Origin of the sequence: Micromonospora sp. WMMA1947 (assembly GCF_027497355.1) — a bacterium.
GTDB lineage: Bacteria > Actinomycetota > Actinomycetes > Mycobacteriales > Micromonosporaceae > Micromonospora.
This window is the reverse complement of the sequence record NZ_CP114909.1, coordinates 1,429,515-1,446,109: the sequence shown is the minus strand read 5'-3', so window position 1 is coordinate 1,446,109 and position 16,595 is coordinate 1,429,515. Positions and strand designations below refer to the sequence as shown.

General features: G+C 72.9%; 18 protein-coding genes and 1 riboswitch. Of the genes, 12 read left to right on the top strand and 6 right to left on the bottom strand.

Annotated elements, in window-relative coordinates; genetic code table 11:
• The first annotated feature begins 29 nt into the window (after window positions 1-29).
• The 7 genes from eccCa (at window position 30) to O7604_RS06855 (ending at window position 6,637) form a co-directional block, all read left to right on the top strand.
• On the top strand, window positions 30-3,995 hold the full coding sequence (gene eccCa / locus O7604_RS06885) for a type VII secretion protein EccCa (protein ID WP_269702617.1): 3,966 nt from the start codon (window positions 30-32) through the stop codon (window positions 3,993-3,995).
• Window positions 3,996-4,070: 75 nt separating this feature from the next.
• Window positions 4,071-4,481 (top strand): YbaB/EbfC family nucleoid-associated protein, encoded by a 411-nt coding sequence (locus O7604_RS06880; RefSeq protein ID WP_269702615.1) that lies wholly within the window; start codon window positions 4,071-4,073, stop codon window positions 4,479-4,481.
• A gap of 18 nt (window positions 4,482-4,499) precedes the next feature.
• Window positions 4,500-4,793 (top strand): hypothetical protein, encoded by a 294-nt coding sequence (locus O7604_RS06875; protein WP_281579175.1) that lies wholly within the window; start codon window positions 4,500-4,502, stop codon window positions 4,791-4,793.
• A 31-nt stretch (window positions 4,794-4,824) separates the two neighbouring features.
• Window positions 4,825-5,553 carry a hypothetical protein gene (locus O7604_RS06870; protein WP_269702611.1) on the top strand — a complete coding sequence of 243 codons (729 nt, stop codon included), beginning with the start codon at window positions 4,825-4,827 and terminating at the stop codon, window positions 5,551-5,553.
• A gap of 12 nt (window positions 5,554-5,565) precedes the next feature.
• Window positions 5,566-5,835, top strand: coding sequence for a hypothetical protein (locus O7604_RS06865; protein WP_281579174.1), 270 nt, complete (start codon window positions 5,566-5,568; stop codon window positions 5,833-5,835).
• 183 nt (window positions 5,836-6,018) lie between these two features.
• A complete protein-coding gene (locus O7604_RS06860) occupies window positions 6,019-6,327 on the top strand; it encodes a WXG100 family type VII secretion target (protein WP_281579173.1) in 309 nt (102 codons plus the stop codon).
• Between the two features lie 28 nt (window positions 6,328-6,355).
• A complete protein-coding gene (locus O7604_RS06855; RefSeq protein WP_030503508.1) occupies window positions 6,356-6,637 on the top strand; it encodes a WXG100 family type VII secretion target in 282 nt (93 codons plus the stop codon).
• A gap of 63 nt (window positions 6,638-6,700) precedes the next feature.
• Here the strand turns inward: O7604_RS06855 and mycP are convergent, their stop codons facing one another.
• A complete protein-coding gene (mycP, locus tag O7604_RS06850; RefSeq protein ID WP_281579172.1) occupies window positions 6,701-7,939 on the bottom strand; it encodes a type VII secretion-associated serine protease mycosin in 1,239 nt (412 codons plus the stop codon).
• 56 nt (window positions 7,940-7,995) lie between these two features.
• A complete protein-coding gene (locus tag O7604_RS06845; protein WP_135243016.1) occupies window positions 7,996-8,337 on the bottom strand; it encodes a MarR family winged helix-turn-helix transcriptional regulator in 342 nt (113 codons plus the stop codon).
• 167 nt (window positions 8,338-8,504) lie between these two features.
• On the opposite strand from O7604_RS06845, the gene O7604_RS06840 reads away from it, so the two are divergent.
• Window positions 8,505-9,158: a carbonic anhydrase gene (locus tag O7604_RS06840; protein WP_269702604.1), complete on the top strand. Its 654-nt coding sequence runs from the start codon at window positions 8,505-8,507 to the stop codon at window positions 9,156-9,158.
• A 56-nt stretch (window positions 9,159-9,214) separates the two neighbouring features.
• Here O7604_RS06840 and O7604_RS06835 read toward each other — a convergent pair whose 3' ends face one another.
• From O7604_RS06835 to O7604_RS06820, 4 genes are all read right to left on the bottom strand, one after another.
• Window positions 9,215-10,243, bottom strand: a complete 1,029-nt coding sequence (locus O7604_RS06835) for a hypothetical protein (protein ID WP_281579171.1) — start codon at window positions 10,241-10,243, stop codon at window positions 9,215-9,217.
• Window positions 10,244-10,246: 3 nt separating this feature from the next.
• Window positions 10,247-10,378, bottom strand: a riboswitch (cyclic di-AMP (ydaO/yuaA leader).
• A gap of 154 nt (window positions 10,379-10,532) precedes the next feature.
• Window positions 10,533-11,807, bottom strand: coding sequence for a YibE/F family protein (locus tag O7604_RS06830; protein ID WP_281579170.1), 1,275 nt, complete (start codon window positions 11,805-11,807; stop codon window positions 10,533-10,535).
• Window positions 11,808-11,971: 164 nt separating this feature from the next.
• Window positions 11,972-12,181 carry an SHOCT domain-containing protein gene (locus O7604_RS06825; protein ID WP_210895789.1) on the bottom strand — a complete coding sequence of 70 codons (210 nt, stop codon included), beginning with the start codon at window positions 12,179-12,181 and terminating at the stop codon, window positions 11,972-11,974.
• Window positions 12,182-12,305: 124 nt separating this feature from the next.
• Window positions 12,306-12,605, bottom strand: a complete 300-nt coding sequence (locus O7604_RS06820; RefSeq protein ID WP_269702597.1) for a metal-sensitive transcriptional regulator — start codon at window positions 12,603-12,605, stop codon at window positions 12,306-12,308.
• A gap of 80 nt (window positions 12,606-12,685) precedes the next feature.
• Here O7604_RS06820 and O7604_RS06815 point away from each other — a divergent pair, with 80 nt between their 5' ends.
• From O7604_RS06815 to O7604_RS06800, 4 genes are all read left to right on the top strand, one after another.
• Entirely contained in the window at window positions 12,686-12,892 is a 207-nt protein-coding gene (locus O7604_RS06815; RefSeq protein WP_281579169.1) for a heavy-metal-associated domain-containing protein, read from the top strand.
• A 36-nt stretch (window positions 12,893-12,928) separates the two neighbouring features.
• Complete coding sequence (locus O7604_RS06810) at window positions 12,929-13,909, top strand: hypothetical protein (RefSeq protein ID WP_281579168.1); 981 nt, start codon at window positions 12,929-12,931, stop codon at window positions 13,907-13,909.
• A gap of 17 nt (window positions 13,910-13,926) precedes the next feature.
• Entirely contained in the window at window positions 13,927-16,182 is a 2,256-nt protein-coding gene (locus O7604_RS06805) for a heavy metal translocating P-type ATPase (RefSeq protein WP_281579167.1), read from the top strand.
• Between the two features lie 67 nt (window positions 16,183-16,249).
• Entirely contained in the window at window positions 16,250-16,423 is a 174-nt protein-coding gene (locus O7604_RS06800) for a CsbD family protein (protein ID WP_269702589.1), read from the top strand.
• The last annotated feature ends 172 nt before the right edge of the window (window positions 16,424-16,595 follow it).

Here is a 16,595-nt window from a genome sequence, read left to right as displayed (position 1 = left end):
TCAGGGCCGCTTCTGGGGAGGGGAGAGCCGTGAGTACGGTGGTGTTCCGCCGACTTCCGCGTCAACCGGGGCCTGCGCTGCCGCGCGGCGAGGTGCTGCTGGAATCCCCGCCCGAGCTGCCGGAGCCGCAGGCCAAGGGCATGGGCCAGGTGCTGATGATCCTGCCGATGCTCTGTGGCGTCGGCGCGATGGCGTTCCTCTACGCCGGCCGGGGCGGCGGCATGATGACGTATGTCGCGGGTGGCCTGTTCGGTGTGTCCATGTTGGGCATGGCGATCGGCACGCTCGGCAACGGCGGCAAGGACAAGGCCGAGCTGAACGCGCAGCGGCGCGACTACATGCGCTACCTCGCGCAGATGCGCAAGCGCACCCGGCGGGCGGCCGAGCAGCAGCGCGCCGCGATGACCTGGCGGCACCCGGAGCCGGACGCGCTCTGGTCGATCGCCGCCTCGCGCCGGCTCTGGGAGCGGCGGATCACCGAGGACGACTTCGGTGAGGTGCGGATCGCGCTCGGCCCGCAGCGGCTCGCCGTGGAGATCGTGCCGCCGGAGACCAAGCCGGTGGAGGACCTGGAGCCGATGAGCGCCATCGCGCTGCGCCGGTTCGTCCGGGCCCACTCCAGCGTGCCGGACCTGCCGACCGCGCTGTCGCTGCGCGCGTTCAGCCGGATCGCCCTGCGCGGCGACCGGGAGCCGGTGCTGGACCTGGCCCGGGCCGCGCTGGGCCAGCTGGTCACGTTCCACGCCCCGGAGGATCTCCTGGTGGTCGTGGTGGCCGCGCCGGACCGGCAGCCGGCCTGGGACTGGGTGAAGTGGCTGCCGCACGCCCAGCACCCGGGGCGTACGGACGCGGCGGGCGCGCGCCGGATGGTGTTCGCCGCGCTGGACGAGGCGGAGACCGCGCTGGCGCAGGACCTGGGCGGGCGGCCCCGGTTCGCGCCGGAGGCGAAGCCGCTGACGACCGCGCCGCACGTGGTGGTGGTGCTGGACGGCGGCGAGGTCTCGGCGACCTGCGCGCTGACCGGGCCGGGTCTGCTCGGCACGACCGTGTTCGACCTGTCCGGCGCGGTCCCGCGCGACGCCGGGCGCTGGCTGCTCTGCCTGGACGCCGGGGACGGCACCGGGCTCGACCTGGTCCGCGGCACCGCCACCTCGCGGCTCGGCCGCCCGGACCGGCTGTCCCTGAGCGCGGCCGAGGGGCTGGCCCGTCAGATCGCCCCGTTCCGGCTCTCCCAGCAGCAGGGCGCCAGCACCGAGGAGCCGCTGTCCCGCAGCATGGAGCTGCCCGACCTGCTCGGTGTCGGCGACGCGGCCACCGTGGACGTCCGGCAGACCTGGCGTCCGCGCAGCAACCGCGACCGGCTGCGCATCCCGCTCGGCCTGGGCCCGGACGGCAACGTGGTGGAGCTGGACTTCAAGGAGTCCGCGCACGAGGGCATGGGCCCGCACGGCCTGGTGATCGGCGCGACCGGTTCCGGCAAGAGCGAACTGCTGCGTACGGTCGTCGCGGCGCTCGCGGTGACGCACTCCTCGGAGGAGCTGAACTTCGTCCTCGTCGACTTCAAGGGCGGCGCCACGTTCGCCTCGCTGGACGCGTTGCCGCACACCAGCGCGGTGATCACCAACCTCTCCGACGAGCTGCCGCTGGTCGACCGCATGCGGGACGCGCTGGCCGGTGAGATGAACCGCCGCCAGGAGGTGCTGCGGGCGGCGGGCAACTACGTCTCCCGGTACGACTACGAGAAGGCGCGGGCCGCGGGTGAGCCGCTGGAGCCGATGCCGAGTCTGCTGATCATCTGTGACGAGTTCTCCGAGCTGCTCGCGGCCAAACCGGACTTCATCGACCTGTTCGTGATGATCGGCCGTCTCGGCCGCTCGCTCGGGGTGCACCTGCTGCTCGCCTCGCAGCGGCTGGAGGAGGGCAAGCTGCGCGGCCTGGACACGCACCTGTCGTACCGGATCGGTCTGCGCACGTTCTCGGCGGTGGAGAGCCGGATCGTGCTCGGCGTGCCGGACGCGTACGAGCTGCCCAGCGCGCCCGGTCACGGCTATCTGAAGACGGACACCGCGACCATGCTGCGGTTCCGCGCCGCGTACGTGTCCGGCCCGTACCGGGCGCCGGGGCAGGTGCAGCGCTCCACCCGGGCGCAGGTGCAGCGCCGGATCGTCCCGTACGGCATCGACTACGTGCCGGTGCCCGCCCAGCCGAGCCCCGCCGAGTCCGCCCCGGAGCCGGAGCAGAGCGGCGACGGCAAGGCAGTGGCGATGCTGGACGTGCTGATCGAGCAGCTCAAGGGCCGCGGCAAGCCGGCGCACCAGGTGTGGCTGCCGCCGCTGGCCGAGCCGTCCGGGCTGGCCGAGCTGCTGCCGAAGCTGAGCGTGCACCCGGCGTACGGGCTGACCACCGCCGACTGGCCGGGCCGTGGCCGGCTCGCGGTGCCGGTGGGCATCGTGGACCGGCCGTACGAGCAGCGCCGCGACCCGATGATGGTGGACCTGGCCGGGGCCGGCGGCAACGTGGTGATCGTCGGGGCGTCGCTGAGCGGCAAGAGCACCATGCTGCGCTCGATGCTGGCGTCGCTGGCGCTCACCCACACGCCGCGCGAGGTGCAGTTCTTCTGCCTCGACTTCGGTGGCGGCGCGCTGCGCAGCCTGGACGGACTGCCGCACACCTCGGGCGTGGCGGGGCGGCGGGACACCGAGGCGGTCCGGCGGACGGTGGCCGAGGTGGTCGCCGTGATCGACGAGCGGGAGAACCGGTTCACCCAGCACGGCATCGACTCGGTGGCGAGCTACCGGCGCCGCCGGGCGGCGGGTGAGTTCGCCGACGACCCGTTCGGTGACGTCTTCCTCGTCGTGGACGGCTGGAACACGCTGCGCCAGGAGTACGAGGAGCTGGAGCAGACGATCACGAACCTGGCGAACCGGGGTCTGGGCTTCGGCGTCCACGTGGTGATCACGGCGGTGCGCTGGGCGGAGATCCGGATCAACATGCGGGACCTGCTCGGCACCAAGCTGGAGCTGCGGCTCGGTGACCCGTCGGAGTCGGAGATCGACCGGCGGGCCGCGCAGAACGTGCCGGTGGGCGCGCCGGGTCGCGGCCTGACCCGGGACAAGCTGCACTTCCTGACCGCGATCTCGCGGATCGACGGCAAGCGCGACATCGAGGACCTGACCGAGGCGTCGGTGGCGCTCGCCGGCCACGTCGCGGCGAACTGGCCGGGGCAGCCGGCGCCGAAGGTCCGGCTGCTGCCGCGCAAGCTCGCGGTCACCGAGCTGGCGAAGGTGGTCGACAGGTCGGCGCCGGGCATCCCGATCGGCGTCAACGAGTCGGCGCTCGCCCCGGTCTATCTGGACCTGGCGAGCGAGCCGCACCTGACCGTGTTCGGCGACGCCGAGTGCGGCAAGACCAACCTGCTGCGGCTGATCGCCCGGGGGATCGCCGAGCGCTACACCCCGGCCCAGGCGCGGCTGGTCATCGCCGACTACCGGCGCGGTCTGCTGGGCGCGGTCGAGGGGGACCACCTGCTCGACTACGCGCCGTCGAACCAGGTGTTCAGCCAGGGGCTCGGCTCGATCCGCAGCGCGTTGCAGAACCGGCTGCCCGGCCCGGACGTGACCACCGCCCAGTTGCGCGACCGGAGCTGGTGGAAGGGCCCGGACCTGTACATCCTGGTGGACGACTACGACCTGGTCGCCTCCGGTGGCAGCAACCCGCTCAGCGCGCTGCACGAGCTGCTGCCGCAGGCGCGGGACATCGGCCTGCACCTGATCATCACGCGCCGGGTCGGCGGTGTGGCCCGGGCGCTGTACGAGCCGGTGCTGCAGCGCCTGCGCGAGCTGGACTCGCCGGGCCTGCTGATGTCCGGCAGCCGCGAGGAGGGCGCGGTGTTCGGCAACCTGCGGCCGACTCCGCAGCCGCCGGGCCGGGGCACGCTCGTGCGCCGCCGCGACGGCCAGCAGCTGATCCAGACCGCGTGGACGGAGCCGGCCTGACGGGACGGACGATCGTCGCGGGTTTCCGGTAGCGTCGGCCCGATCGATCGTCGCGATTACGGGGAGGGCCCGGAGTTGAGCAGCCCGTCGGGTATCGGTGGAGCCCTGGAGGGCCTGCTGCGGCAGGCTCAGGAGCAGCAGCGCCGGCTGGCCGAGGTCCAGCGGCAGCGCGCCGAGCTGCGGGTGACCGGGGAGAGCCCGGACGGCCTGGTGCGGGTGACGGTGGACGGCGACATGAAGGTCGGCGACATCGAGCTGAACGCGCGGGCGATGCGGCTGGACAGCTTCTCTCTGGCCGAGGCGATGCAGGCGGCGATCGACGCGGCCTACGCCGCCTTCGAGGAGCGGCAGCGCGAGCTGCTGGGCGAGATGCTCGGCGACTCGGAGATGGTCCGCCGGGCCCAGGATGGCACGCTGACCCCGGAGGACTGGTTCCGCCAGTTCGGGGTGGACCTGTCCGACCCGACCCGCAATCTGCGGCGCTGAGCGAGAGGAAGGCCGAGGATGCCGAACACGGTCGACGTCGACGCAATCCGGAAGGCGGGCCGGCGGCTCGACGCCCCGGACGGCCCGATCCAGTACCTCCGCAACGTCGAGACGTTGCTGGCCGAGGTGAAGCTGCCCGGGTGTGCGCTGAGCTGGTTCGGCACCGGCGCGGTCGAGCGGCACAACGCGGCGGTGGACGGGCACCTGGACAACGTCCGGACCGGCGTGGAGCATCTGCGCCGGGCCGCCGCGCAGCTCGAACAGACCGCGAAGAACTGGGAGAAGTCGGATCAGCCCTGGGTGGTCAAGTGACCGGCCGGGCCCGTCACGGGAGGGGCGCCTGATGCCACCGGAGATCCTCATCGCCAACGCGTCCGGGACGGTGACCGGCTCGGTGTCGGTCGCGCAGACCACGGCGCCGGTCCGGTCGGCGGCGGCCATCGCCAAGGGCAACCTGGTCTGGATCGCCGCCTCGGCGGCACTGATCGGCACGATCCTCTACCTGGAGTCGTTCGACAACCAGGAGGTGAACGAGGCCATCAAGAAGTGGGACGAGGCGGCCCGCCTGCTCGGCGCGGACCAGTTCGGCGCGGCCATGGCGGCGGTCCCGCCGGACGCGGCGGAGTGGGACTTCGACGACCGGGACGCGTTCGACCTGTTCCTGCGCAAGCTCGGCGCGGAGATCAACTCGCTGGCCGAGGCGTTCGCCGCCAACCGGGACACGCTCACCGCCGCCCGGGACGCGTACAACGACGCGGTCTCCGGCCTGGCCCAGGCGCTCATGCCGATCCTGGTCGCGGTGATCGCCTCGATCGCGCTCCAGTTCTTCCCCGCCACCACCGCGCTGGCCCAGGCCATCGGCATCGCCGGCCTGGCCGCCACCGCTGCCATCCTGGTCCTGGTCTTCGGTGAGATCAGCGCGCTGCTGCACGCGTTGCTGGCGGCGTTCCACACCGACAACCGGTTCACCTTCACCGCGGACTCCCGTCCCGGCTGGGCGCCGACCGGCACCGACCCCGACATCAAGGACATCAAGATCGACTGGGTGCGGGACTCCAAGTTCTACGGCTGACGGGGGCGACGCGTGGACACCCTGCTCTTCTCGCTGCTGCTGTACGTCCTGCTGACCATTCCGGTCTTCGTGGTGCTGATGCTGGTCGCCGGGCTGACCCGCTCGGCGCGGCTGCGGCGGGCCGCCGAGGTGGTGTCGCTGAGCACCTGCGCGGCGCTGCTGGTCCTGGCGTTTCAGCGGGCGTTCGAGAAGCCGGTGCTGTGGATCGTGGTGGTGCTGCTGGTCGCGGTGCTGGCCTTCGGCGTGTCGACGGTCGTCAAATCGTCACGCGAACGGTCCTGACCCCCGGTCGCGTCTGTCGACAATGGGGTGTCCGAATGCGAACGACGGGCCGGCAGGGCTGCGCGGGTTGGACATCGTCCGCTACGGTTCGGATGAAGTGTCCGTCGGTGGGGTGTGTCCGCCTTGCCGCGGGGGAGGGGCGCGGCGGAACCGCCGCCACAAGATGACGGAAGGGTGTGAAGCATGGCGTTCGAGGTAACCGCAGCAACTCTGCACACCGCCGCGAGTGACGTGCGGTCCACGCGCAGCGAGGTTGACGGCGAGCTCAAGAAGCTGTGGAACGTGGTCGACGACCTCGCGATGGCCTGGAAGGGCCAGGCGTCCACGGGCTTCCAGGGCCTGATGAACCGCTGGACCGAGGACACGAGCAAGCTGCTGACCGCGATGGACAACATCGCGGACCTGCTCGACAAGTCGGGCACCACGCACCAGGTCAACGACGAAGAGCAGCAGCAGATGCTGGACAAGTTCCACGCTGCTCTCAACCCGTGATCCGCGAAGACAGGCAGAGGAGGAATCGATGAGCATCAAGGTTGATTACGCTGTTCTGGAGAGCAGCAACCAGCAGATGCAGGCCATCTCGCGGGTCATCGACGAGAAGCTGGACACGCTTCGGGCGATGCTGACCAAGCTCGAGTGGGAGGGCCAGGACCGGGCCGCCTACCAGCAGCACCAGGCCCAGTGGGACGCCGCCGTGCGGGACATCAACAAGGTCCTGAACGAGATCGGCGGCGCTGTGGGCATCGCGCGCGAGAACTACATGACCACGGAGATGAGCAACTCCAAGGTCTGGGGCAGCTGACCCCCGACCGGTCTGCACAACGGCTCCGCTCCGGCTCGTGCCGGGCGGAGCCGTCGTGCGTTCTCAGGCGTCCTGCGGGACGTCGCGCCGTCCGGGGCGCCACCCACGCCGCCGTCCGCGTACCACGACGGGCCGTAGCGTCAGCAGGACGCCGGCCAGCAGCGCGCCCACGACGGCGACCCAGATCGCGACGGTGCGCTGCCACGCCAGCGGGTCGGCCGGCGGCGCCGGCGGCGGCATCGCGCCCAGCGGCGGATCGTCCCGGGTGCCCAGCAGGCTGGTGACCGCCCGGTACGGGTTGACCATCCCGAAGCCGACCTCGGCGTTGTGCCCGTCGGGCGGGTTGTCGGCGGTACGGGTCAGCCGGTAGGCGACCTCGTCGGCGCTGAGGTCCGGGTGCGCGGCCCGCACCAGCGCGGCCGCTCCGGAGACGTACGCGGTGGCGAAGCTCGTCCCGCCCTGCGGCTCGGCGCGGTAGCCCGATCCCTGCGGCGCGGGCCCGACGATGTTCAGGCCGGGGCCGGCGATGTCCACATAGTCCCCGCTGACCGAGCTGCCGACATGCCCGCCCTGCTCGTCGATCCCGGCGACGGCGATGACACCCTCGTACGCCGCCGGATAGGCCGGCCGGTCCTCCCGGTTCTCCTGGCGGTTGCCGGCGGAGGCGACGACCACCACGTCCTTGGCGAGCGCGTACTGCACCGCGGACTTCAGCGCCGGGTCGTCGAGCGTGACCAGGGACAGGTTGATCACGTCGGCGTCGTGGTCGACAGCCCAGCGGATCGCCTTGCCGATCTCGGCCGGCACGTCCGGGTCGAAGTTCTCCTTGTTCTCGGCCAGTACCCGCAGCGGCAGGATCTTCGCCTCCGGCGCGATGCCGGTGTACGGCGAGCCGGTGCCCTCCCGGCCGGCGATGATGCCGGCGACCATGGTGCCGTGGCCGACCAGGTCGCACTGCCCCTGGAGGCGGACGAGCTGGTTGAAGTCGTCACCCGGCAGCACCCGTCCGCGCAGCAGGGGATGGGTCGGTGAGACCCCGGAGTCGATCACCGCGACGGTGATCCCGGCGCCCTTGCCGACCCGCCAGGCGGCGGCCGGGTCGAGGCGGCTCAGCGCCCAGGGCACCTCGGTGGGTGCGGGGCCGCCGGTCGGCCCGCACTTCGGGGCGGCCAGCGCGGGCGCGGGCACCGCCAGCGCGCCGCCGAGCAGGGCGGTCACCGCCGCTCCGGAGAGGACGGACCTGATCCGGTGTCCGGCCCGGACGCGTCCCGTGGTCGCGCCCGGCCGCAAGCTGTCGCGCACGCGGTGAGATTACCCGCCGCACCCGTCCGCGCGGGCACACGTGGTGCCCGTCCGGGTCACCTGCCGGCGGTGGCGTCGCCGGCCGGCTCGGCGGCGAACAGGGCCAGCAGCGCGCCGACCTGCTGGTCGGCCTCGGCCGGGTGCCGGAAGCGGCCCTTCGGGTTGATCGTGTACTCGTTGCGCCGTCCCACCCGCGTACGCCGCAGGTAACCCCCGGCCTCGAGGTCGGCGACGATGGCCTGGGCCGCCCGTTCGGTCACGCCCACCTCGTCCGCCACGTCCCGCAGCCGGGCGGTGGGGTTGCGCGCGATCGCCAGCAGCACATGGCCGTGGTTGGTGAGGAAGGTCCAGTTACGGCGGCTCCCGTCCTCAACTGGTGTGGTCGCCATGGTGGTCATGCTATGGCCACCCGCGTCACCGGCCGAATCGGCGCGGGCCGGTGCGTCCGGCGACGGGGAAAGTATGAAATGCGTATCACGAATCTTGACGGGCCCCGAGGTGCGTGTGACCGTGGGTCGCGAGGCCGTTCGGCCTGGTGGTTCCCCAGGTAGACGAGGTGAGGGACATGACGCCGAGCACCCCGGAGCAGGCACTGGACGAGCTGCGTGCCGGTAATCACCGGTTCGTCACCGGCGCCCCGCAGCATCCGAATCAGGACGCCGGGCACCGGACAGCGGTCGCCGACGGTCAGCATCCCTTCGCGGTGATCGTCGGCTGCTCCGACTCGCGGCTCGCCGCCGAGATCATCTTCGACCGCGGCCTGGGTGACCTCTTCGTGGTGCGTACCGCCGGGCACACCGCCGGACCGGAGGTGCTCGGCAGCGTCGAGTACGCGGTCACCGTGCTTGGCACGCCGCTCGTGGTGGTGCTCGGGCACGACTCGTGCGGCGCGGTCCAGGCCGCCCGGGAGGGGGTGCGGACCGGGGCCGCCCCGGTCGGGCACCTGGGCGCGGTGGTGGACGCGGTCTCGCCCAGCCTGCTGCGCGCCGCCCGTCAGGGCGTGGAGGACCTCGACGGCATCATCGACGTGCACATCGCGCAGACCGTGGAGACGCTGCTGGCCCGGTCCGCCGTGCTGGCCGAGCGGGTGGCGGCCGGGCGGTGCACGGTGGTGGGCATGTCGTACCGGCTCGCCGGCGGCGAGGTGCGGACCGTGGCGCAGTCCCCGGCCCCGGTGCCCGCGCCGGCGGCGCCCGCCGACCCGGCGCTGGCGAGCTGACACATTCGGACGCGAAAGGGGCCGCCCGAGGGCGGCCCCTTTTCGTGGTGTCCGGGTCAGAGCAGCGACATGTGTACGTGGTCGGTGTGGTTCGACGGTCCGCTGTAGGAACGCCAGCCGGTGGCCGGGAACCAGATCTGCCGGTTCCAGATGACGTAGTAGATGCCCAGCCGGTCGGCGTTGCGGATGAGGAACGCGGCGACCTCGTTGCCGTACCGGCGGGTGTCGTTGTTGTGCCACGGCGCGAAGCCGCTGTTCTGCAGCGACCAGTCACACGCCTTGCCCTTGGGGTGTTCCCACGGCCCGCCGGACCGGTAGCAGCCCACGAAGCGCTTGAAGCCCGCGCGCCGGACCTCCTTGTACGCGTGCAGCGTGCGCGGGGTGACGCAGCCCGAGGTGGTCGGGTCGTCCTCGCTGCACGACTCGGACTTCCAGCCGCCGTCCGCGGTGCGGCCGGGGGCGATCCTGGCGACCGGTGAGGTGGCGGAGACCAGGCCGCCGGTGAAGCCGAGACCGCCGACGAGCTTCAGCGCGCGCTCGGCCTGCACCTTCTCGCGCTCCATCGCGTTCTTCTGCTTCTCCTGCTCGCGCACCTCGGCGTCGAGCGCGATCTTGGCCTGCTCGGCGCGGGTCTTGACCGCGTTGATGGCGGCCAGGCGCTGCGCGTTGAGGAGGTTCAGCTCGTCCAGGGCGTTGACCCGGCGGACGAACGAGTCGGGCGAGTTGCTCTCCAGCAGCATCGCCATGGCGCCCATCCGGCCGGTCCGGTAGGACTGGGCGGCGAGCTGGTTGACCTGCGGGCTGAGCGCGTCGAGTTCGGCCTGTGCCGTCTTCACCTCGGCCGCCAGCCGCCGTTGGCGGTCCTGGGACTTGGCGAGCTTCGCCTTGGCCTGGAGGTAGTTCCGGTTGGCGGCGTCGATCGCCTCGGTGATGAGCGGCGGTTCGCCGTCCTCCTCGTGGCCCGAGGGGGTGCCGGGGGCCGCCGCGGTGGGTGCCGCGGTCGCCGGGGTCGGCCCGGCCAGCACGGCCAGCGAGGCCATTACGGCCACCACGGGTGTCAGCCAGCGGCGCAGGGGTGCCGTCACAGTGTTCCCTTCCGTCGGCCGCCGACCGGGTTAGCTGACGGGTTCGGGACGGAAGTGGCCCCTACCGCTGTCGCGGATTCACCCCATGTACCTGGTTCCCCGGCTCGCCCGCGGGCGATTGGGCGGCGGCACCGCTGGCGCCGGTGCGCGCCTTCGGCGGTGACCGGCAGCGAGGTTACCTGACAGCACTCCTGAGGATCTACGTCCGGAAGCCGACCAATAGCGAGATTTCGCCGTGGCGCACCGTGACCAGCGTCGCGTTTGAAATCGATGGTCACGCTGCGGAGTGTCACCATGCGGCCTCCGTACTCTTTCCGCCGCCGAGCGCCTCCAGCGCGTCGTCCCGTCCGGCCGGCGGCCGGGGCGCGGGCGGCGCCGGCTCCGCGCCGCGTGAGCGCCGTCCGGCGGTGGTCACGATCGCGGCCAGTCCGGTCGTCAGCGGTACGGCGGCGATCAGGCCGAGCGTGGCCACCGCGCTGCGGACGATCTCCTGGGCGAGGAACTCACTGGTGAGGATTTCGCTGACCGGGCGGGAGTCGGCGACCAGCAGGAGCAGCAGCGGCAGCGAGGCGCCCGCGTACGCCAGCACGATGGTGTTGACGGTGGACGCGATGTGGGCCCGGCCGACCCGGGTCGCGGCCCGGTAGAGCTGCCGCCGGGACAGCCCGGGGTTGGCGTGCGCCAGTTCGGTGACGGTGGCCGCCTGGGTGACCGTCACGTCGTCCAGGACGCCCAGCGAGCCGATGATGATGCCGGCTAGCAGCAGTCCGTGCAGGTCCACGTCGCCCTGGAACATGGACAGCGTGGTGGCGTCCTCGCTGCCGAAGCCGGTCAGGTGGGTGGCGGACGTGGCGAGCAGGCCGAGCACGCCGGTGATCACCAGGCTGCCGAGCGTGCCGAGCACCGCCACCGACGTCTGCGCGGTGATCCCGTGCGTCAGGTAGAGCACCACGAACATGATCAACGCAGCGCCGACGATCGCCACCAGCAGCGGTGGCTGGCCGGCACCGATACCGGGCAGCACGAAGCCGAGCAGGATGGCGAAGCTGGCCACCAGGCCGCCGAGCGCGGCGAGCCCGCGCCAGCGGCCGAACGCCACGATCGCGGCGGCGAACAGCACCATCAGCCAGATCAGCGGCGTACCGCGCTGGTGCTCGGCGATGTTGTAGGACTTCGCCGACGGGTCGGCCGGGTCGGTCAGCTCGACCAGGACGACCTCGTCGCCGACCGCGACCCGGGGCGCGCCCGGCCCGGCCGGGATCGGCGTCTCGACCTGCCGGCCCGCGTCCGGGCCCTGCTCGGCGGTGACCGTCACGGTGCCGCACGGGCCACCGCCGCCCTCCGGGGCCTCCGGGGTGGGCGGGCAGGGCTCGGTGACCACCCGGGTCACCGTGCCGTGGTAGCGGGGGACGTCTGCCCCGCCGACCGGCTCCCGGTCCTGCCGGGGCCAGAGCACCAGCGCCGCGATCACGGTGAGCGCGAACAGCGGCACCACCACGGCGACGAGCAGCCGTCGTACGCCCGGCGGCGCGGCGGGCGCGGGGTGGGTGTGGTCGGCACCCATGAGGTCTCTCCCAACGGTCGCGGCGACGCCTGGTCCGCCGGACCGGTGTGGTCACCCGGCCGGCGCGGACGTGTCGACCACGTCCGGGTCGTCGCCCGGCCATGGTAGGCAGCCCGGTCGGGCGCTCCCGGACGCCGTGGCCGGTGACACGCGAGCCGCGCGGGTCAGGTCAGTCCGGCTCGGCGTCGCCGGTACTCGTCCTCGTCGATCTCGCCGCGGGCGTACCGCTCGTCGAGGATGCGCCGGGCCGTCGTCGGGCCCAGGTACTGCGGGCCGGTCCACCGCACGGCCGCCCAGACGAGCCCCGCCAGCACCGCGAGCACCAGCAGGGACCAGATCCACATCCAGCCCATCATCGGGCTCTGCCACATCATCGGGCCGCCCTCCGTCCGTCGCCGCGGGTCCGCCGGTCCGGCCTGCCCGCCACTTCGACGGTACGACCGGCACGACGCGTCGGCGCGGGTCGATGTGCCCTGCCCCGGGGGTCGGAGGTCCCGCTCAGCCGCGCTTCATCAGGCGGCCGACGGCGGCCATCATCTCGGTCGCCATCTCGTCGGCCCGGCCCTCGGCGGCGCCCTCGTGCATGCAGTGCCGGGCGTGCCCGTCGAGCAGGCCCAGCGCGACCTTGTCCAGCGCCGCCTGGATGGCCGAGATCTGCGTCAGCACGTCGATGCAGTAGCGGTCGTCCTCGACCATCTTCTCGATGCCGCGGACCTGACCCTCGATCCGGCGGAGCCGGGCGAGGAGTTGGTCCTTGCTGGCGGTGTAGCCCCGGGTGGGGCTGGACGGCGCGGTCATGACACCGAGGATAGCGTACCCCTCGGGGGTATGCTAACGTTCCGAACGTACCCCTGGGGGGTATCGGATCGGAGGGCGAGATGGAGACCACCTACCAGGTGAGCGGCATGACCTGCGGGCACTGCGTCAACTCGGTGAGCACCGAGCTGAGCGCGCTTCCGGGCGTCACCGACGTCCAGGTCGACCTGGCCAGTGGCCGGGTCACCATCACCAGTCAGAACCCGCTGGACGCGGACGCGGTCCGCGCGGCGGTCGACGAGGCCGGCTACGACCTCGTCGGTGCGTGACGGGTCCGACGGACCCGCGAGAACCGAGGAGACACCATGAACACGGCGACGAAGCTCAGTGGCTTCGCCCTCGGCCTCGTGGCGGTGTTCGGCGCGGCGTACGGGATCGGCAACCTGGCCGATCCCGTCGCCCCGGCCGCCGAGACCCGCCACGACGACAGCGACAGCGACCACGGGGCCGGCGACGCCGGTCACGGTGACGAGAGCAACGCGGGCGGCGCCTCCGCGCACCTGCCCGGCGGGCTGCTCGTCTCCGAACGCGGCTACACGTTCCAGCCCGCCGCCGCGCCGGCCGGGCAGTTCGCCTTCCGGATCACCGGCCCGGACGGCGCGCCTGTCACCCGCTTCGAGGTGGCCCACGACAAGCGCATGCACCTGATCGTCGCCCGCCGGGACCTGTCCGGGTTCCGGCACGTCCACCCGGAGATGACCGGAGACGGCACCTGGCGGATCGCCTCGCCGCTGGGCGGCCCCGGTGTCTGGCGGGCGTTCGCCGACTTCACCCCCGAAGGCGGGGAGCCGCTGACCCTCGGCCTGGACGTCACGGTCCCCGGCGAGCTGACCGCCCGGCCGCTGCCGGCGCCGGCGACCAGCACCACCGTCGACGGCTACACGGTCACCCTGACCGGCACGCCGGAGCCGGGCCGCACCAGCCGGCTCACGCTCTCCGTCAGCCGCGACGGGCAGCCGGTCACCGACCTGCAGCCCTACCTCGGCGCGTACGGCCACCTGGTGGCGCTGCGGCAGGGCGACCTGGCGTACCTGCACGTGCACCCGGAGGGCAGGCCCGGCGACGGGCGCACGCCGGCCGGTCCGGCGATCACGTTCGCCGCCGAGGTGCCCTCACCCGGGGCGTACCGTCTCTACCTGGACTTCCGGCACGGCGACGCGGTGCACACCGCCGAGTTCACCGTCCTGGCCGGCGACCCGACCGCGCCGCCGCCCGCCGCGCCGGCATCCACCACCGCACCGACCCCGGACGCCGGACACGGCACTCCGGGGCACGGGCACAGTTGAGCGCCGGAGGTGCCGCGATGACTGCCACGGGAAAGGCGCTGCCCACCGCGCCGAACCTGATCGAACTGGCGATCGGCGGGATGACCTGCGCGTCCTGCGCCGCCCGGATCGAGAAGAAGCTCAACCGGATGGACGGCGTCGAGGCGACTGTGAACTACGCCACCGAGAAGGCCACCGTCCGGTACGCCGACGACATCGCGCCGGCCGACCTGATCGCCACCGTCGAGAAGACCGGCTACACCGCAGTGGTGCCGCCGCCGCCCGAGCAGGCGGAGGCCGCGGCGGGCGGCGAGCCGGTGGACGAACTGCGCACCGCGCGTACCCGGCTCTGGGTCTCCGCCGTGCTCACAGTGCCGGTGATCGTGCTCGCCATGGTTCCGGCCTGGCAGTTCGACTACTGGCAGTGGGCCTCGCTCACGCTGGCCGCCCCGGTGGTGGTCTGGGGCGGGCTGCCGTTCCACCGCGCCGCACTGGTCAACCTGCGGCACGGCGCGGCGACCATGGACACGCTCGTCTCGCTCGGCACGCTGGCCGCGTTCGGCTGGTCGCTCTGGGCGCTGTTCCTCGGCACCGCCGGCATGCCCGGGATGAAACACCCGTTCAGCTTCGACATCACCCGCGGCGACGGCGCCGGCAACATCTACCTGGAGGCCGCCGCCGGGGTGACCGTGTTCATCCTGGCCGGGCGGTACTTCGAGGCCCGCTCCAAGCGCACCGCCGGGTCGGCGCTGCGCGCGCTGCTGGAACTCGGGGCCAAGGACGTGGCGGTGCTGCGCGACGGGCAGGAGACCCGGATCCCGGTCGGCCGGCTGGCGGTCGGTGACCGCTTCGTGGTCCGGCCCGGCGAGAAGGTCGCCACCGACGGCGTGGTCGAGGAGGGCACCTCGGCCGTCGACGCCAGCATGCTCACCGGCGAGTCGGTGCCGGTCGAGGTGGGGCCGGGCGACACCGTGGTCGGCGCGACGGTGAACGCCGGCGGCCGGCTGGTCGTCCGGGCCACCCGGGTCGGCGGCGACACCCAGCTCGCCCAGATGGCGCGGCTGGTGGAGCAGGCGCAGACCGGCAAGGCGGCGGTGCAGCGGCTCGCCGACCGGATCTCCGGCGTGTTCGTGCCGATCGTGATCGCGCTGGCCGCGGGCACGCTCGGCTGGTGGCTCGGCACCGGCTCCGGTACGACCGCCGCGTTCACCGCCGCGGTGGCCGTACTGATCATCGCCTGCCCGTGTGCGCTCGGCCTGGCCACGCCGACCGCGCTGCTCGTCGGCACCGGGCGCGGCGCGCAGCTCGGTGTGCTGATCAAGGGGCCGGAGGTGCTGGAGTCCACCCGCCGGGTCGACACCGTGGTGCTGGACAAGACCGGCACCGTCACCACCGGCCGGATGGCGCTGGCCGAGGTACTGCCCGCCGACGGCGAGGACGCCGCCGAGCTGCTCCGGGTGGCCGGCGCGCTGGAGGCCGCCTCCGAGCACCCGATCGCGCGTGCCGTCGCCGAGGCTGCCGCCGACGCCGGGCCGCTGCCGCCGGTCGGCGAGTTCGCCAACGCCGAGGGGCTGGGCGTGACCGGCACCGTCGACGGCCGGACCGTGGTGGTCGGCCGGGCCCGGCTGCTGCGGGAGCGGGGTCTCGACGTACCCGAGGAGGTCCAGCGGGCCGCGACCGGCGCGGAGGCCGCCGGGCGGACGGCGATCCTGGCCGGCTGGGACGGGCGGGCCCGGGGCGTGCTCGCGGTGGCCGACGCGGTGAAGCCGACCAGCCGGGCGGCCGTCGCCCGGCTGCGTGAGCTGGGCCTCAAGCCGGTGCTGCTCACCGGCGACAACACCACGGTGGCGAAGGCGGTGGCGGCCGAGGTCGGCATCGACGAGGTGATCGCGGAGGTGCTGCCCGCCGACAAGGTCGACGTGGTCGAGCGGCTCCAGCGCGAGGGCCGGGTGGTCGCCATGGTCGGCGACGGGGTGAACGACGCCGCCGCGCTGGCCCGGGCCGACCTCGGGCTAGCCATGGGCACCGGCACCGACGCGGCCATCGAGGCCGCCGACCTGACGCTGGTCCGGGGCGACCTGATGGCCGCGGCGGACGCCATCCGGCTCTCCCGGCGGACCCTGGCGATCATCAAGGGCAACCTGTTCTGGGCGTTCGCCTACAACGTCGCGGCGCTGCCGCTGGCGGCGGCCGGGCTGCTCAACCCGATGCTCGCCGGGGCGGCGATGGCGTTCTCGTCGGTCTTCGTGGTGGGCAACAGCCTGCGGCTACGACGCTTTCGCCCGATCGGGTGATGGGATTGAGCGGACGGCCCCCGGGGTAACCAGTTGTCGTCAGGCAACCGCACCAGTGGAGGTCATCATGGGTCTCGACGACAAGATCGACAACACCTCGCAGGACGCCACGGGCAAGGTCAAGGAGGGCATCGGCCGGGCGACCGACAACGAGCGCCTCGAGGCCGAGGGCCGCAACGACCAGGCCGGTGCCAAGCTCAAGCAGGCCGTCGAGAAGGTCAAGGACGCCTTCAAGAGCTGAGCACGCGACGCACACACACCACCGGGTCGGCCCACGGGCCGGCCCGGAGTGCTGTGTACGGACGGTGACCGTCCCCAGTGGCGGATGCCACCGTCCACAGCGATCCGGCGGGACCACCGGGATCGGCTCCGGTGCATAGGATGCGAGGCGACCTCGAACGCGGAGGAGCTTC

Coding starts and splice junctions, on each gene's coding strand:
- O7604_RS06875 (WP_281579175.1), top strand. CDS start 4,500: ATGCCGAACACGGTCGACGTCGACGCAATCCGGAAGGCGGGCCGGCGG.
- O7604_RS06870 (WP_269702611.1), top strand. CDS start 4,825: ATGCCACCGGAGATCCTCATCGCCAACGCGTCCGGGACGGTGACCGGC.
- O7604_RS06860 (WP_281579173.1), top strand. CDS start 6,019: ATGGCGTTCGAGGTAACCGCAGCAACTCTGCACACCGCCGCGAGTGAC.
- O7604_RS06855 (WP_030503508.1), top strand. CDS start 6,356: ATGAGCATCAAGGTTGATTACGCTGTTCTGGAGAGCAGCAACCAGCAG.
- O7604_RS06845 (WP_135243016.1), bottom strand. CDS start 8,337: ATGACCACCATGGCGACCACACCAGTTGAGGACGGGAGCCGCCGTAAC.
- O7604_RS06840 (WP_269702604.1), top strand. CDS start 8,505: ATGACGCCGAGCACCCCGGAGCAGGCACTGGACGAGCTGCGTGCCGGT.
- O7604_RS06830 (WP_281579170.1), bottom strand. CDS start 11,807: ATGGGTGCCGACCACACCCACCCCGCGCCCGCCGCGCCGCCGGGCGTA.
- O7604_RS06825 (WP_210895789.1), bottom strand. CDS start 12,181: ATGATGTGGCAGAGCCCGATGATGGGCTGGATGTGGATCTGGTCCCTG.
- O7604_RS06820 (WP_269702597.1), bottom strand. CDS start 12,605: ATGACCGCGCCGTCCAGCCCCACCCGGGGCTACACCGCCAGCAAGGAC.
- O7604_RS06815 (WP_281579169.1), top strand. CDS start 12,686: ATGGAGACCACCTACCAGGTGAGCGGCATGACCTGCGGGCACTGCGTC.
- O7604_RS06810 (WP_281579168.1), top strand. CDS start 12,929: ATGAACACGGCGACGAAGCTCAGTGGCTTCGCCCTCGGCCTCGTGGCG.
- O7604_RS06805 (WP_281579167.1), top strand. CDS start 13,927: ATGACTGCCACGGGAAAGGCGCTGCCCACCGCGCCGAACCTGATCGAA.
- O7604_RS06800 (WP_269702589.1), top strand. CDS start 16,250: ATGGGTCTCGACGACAAGATCGACAACACCTCGCAGGACGCCACGGGC.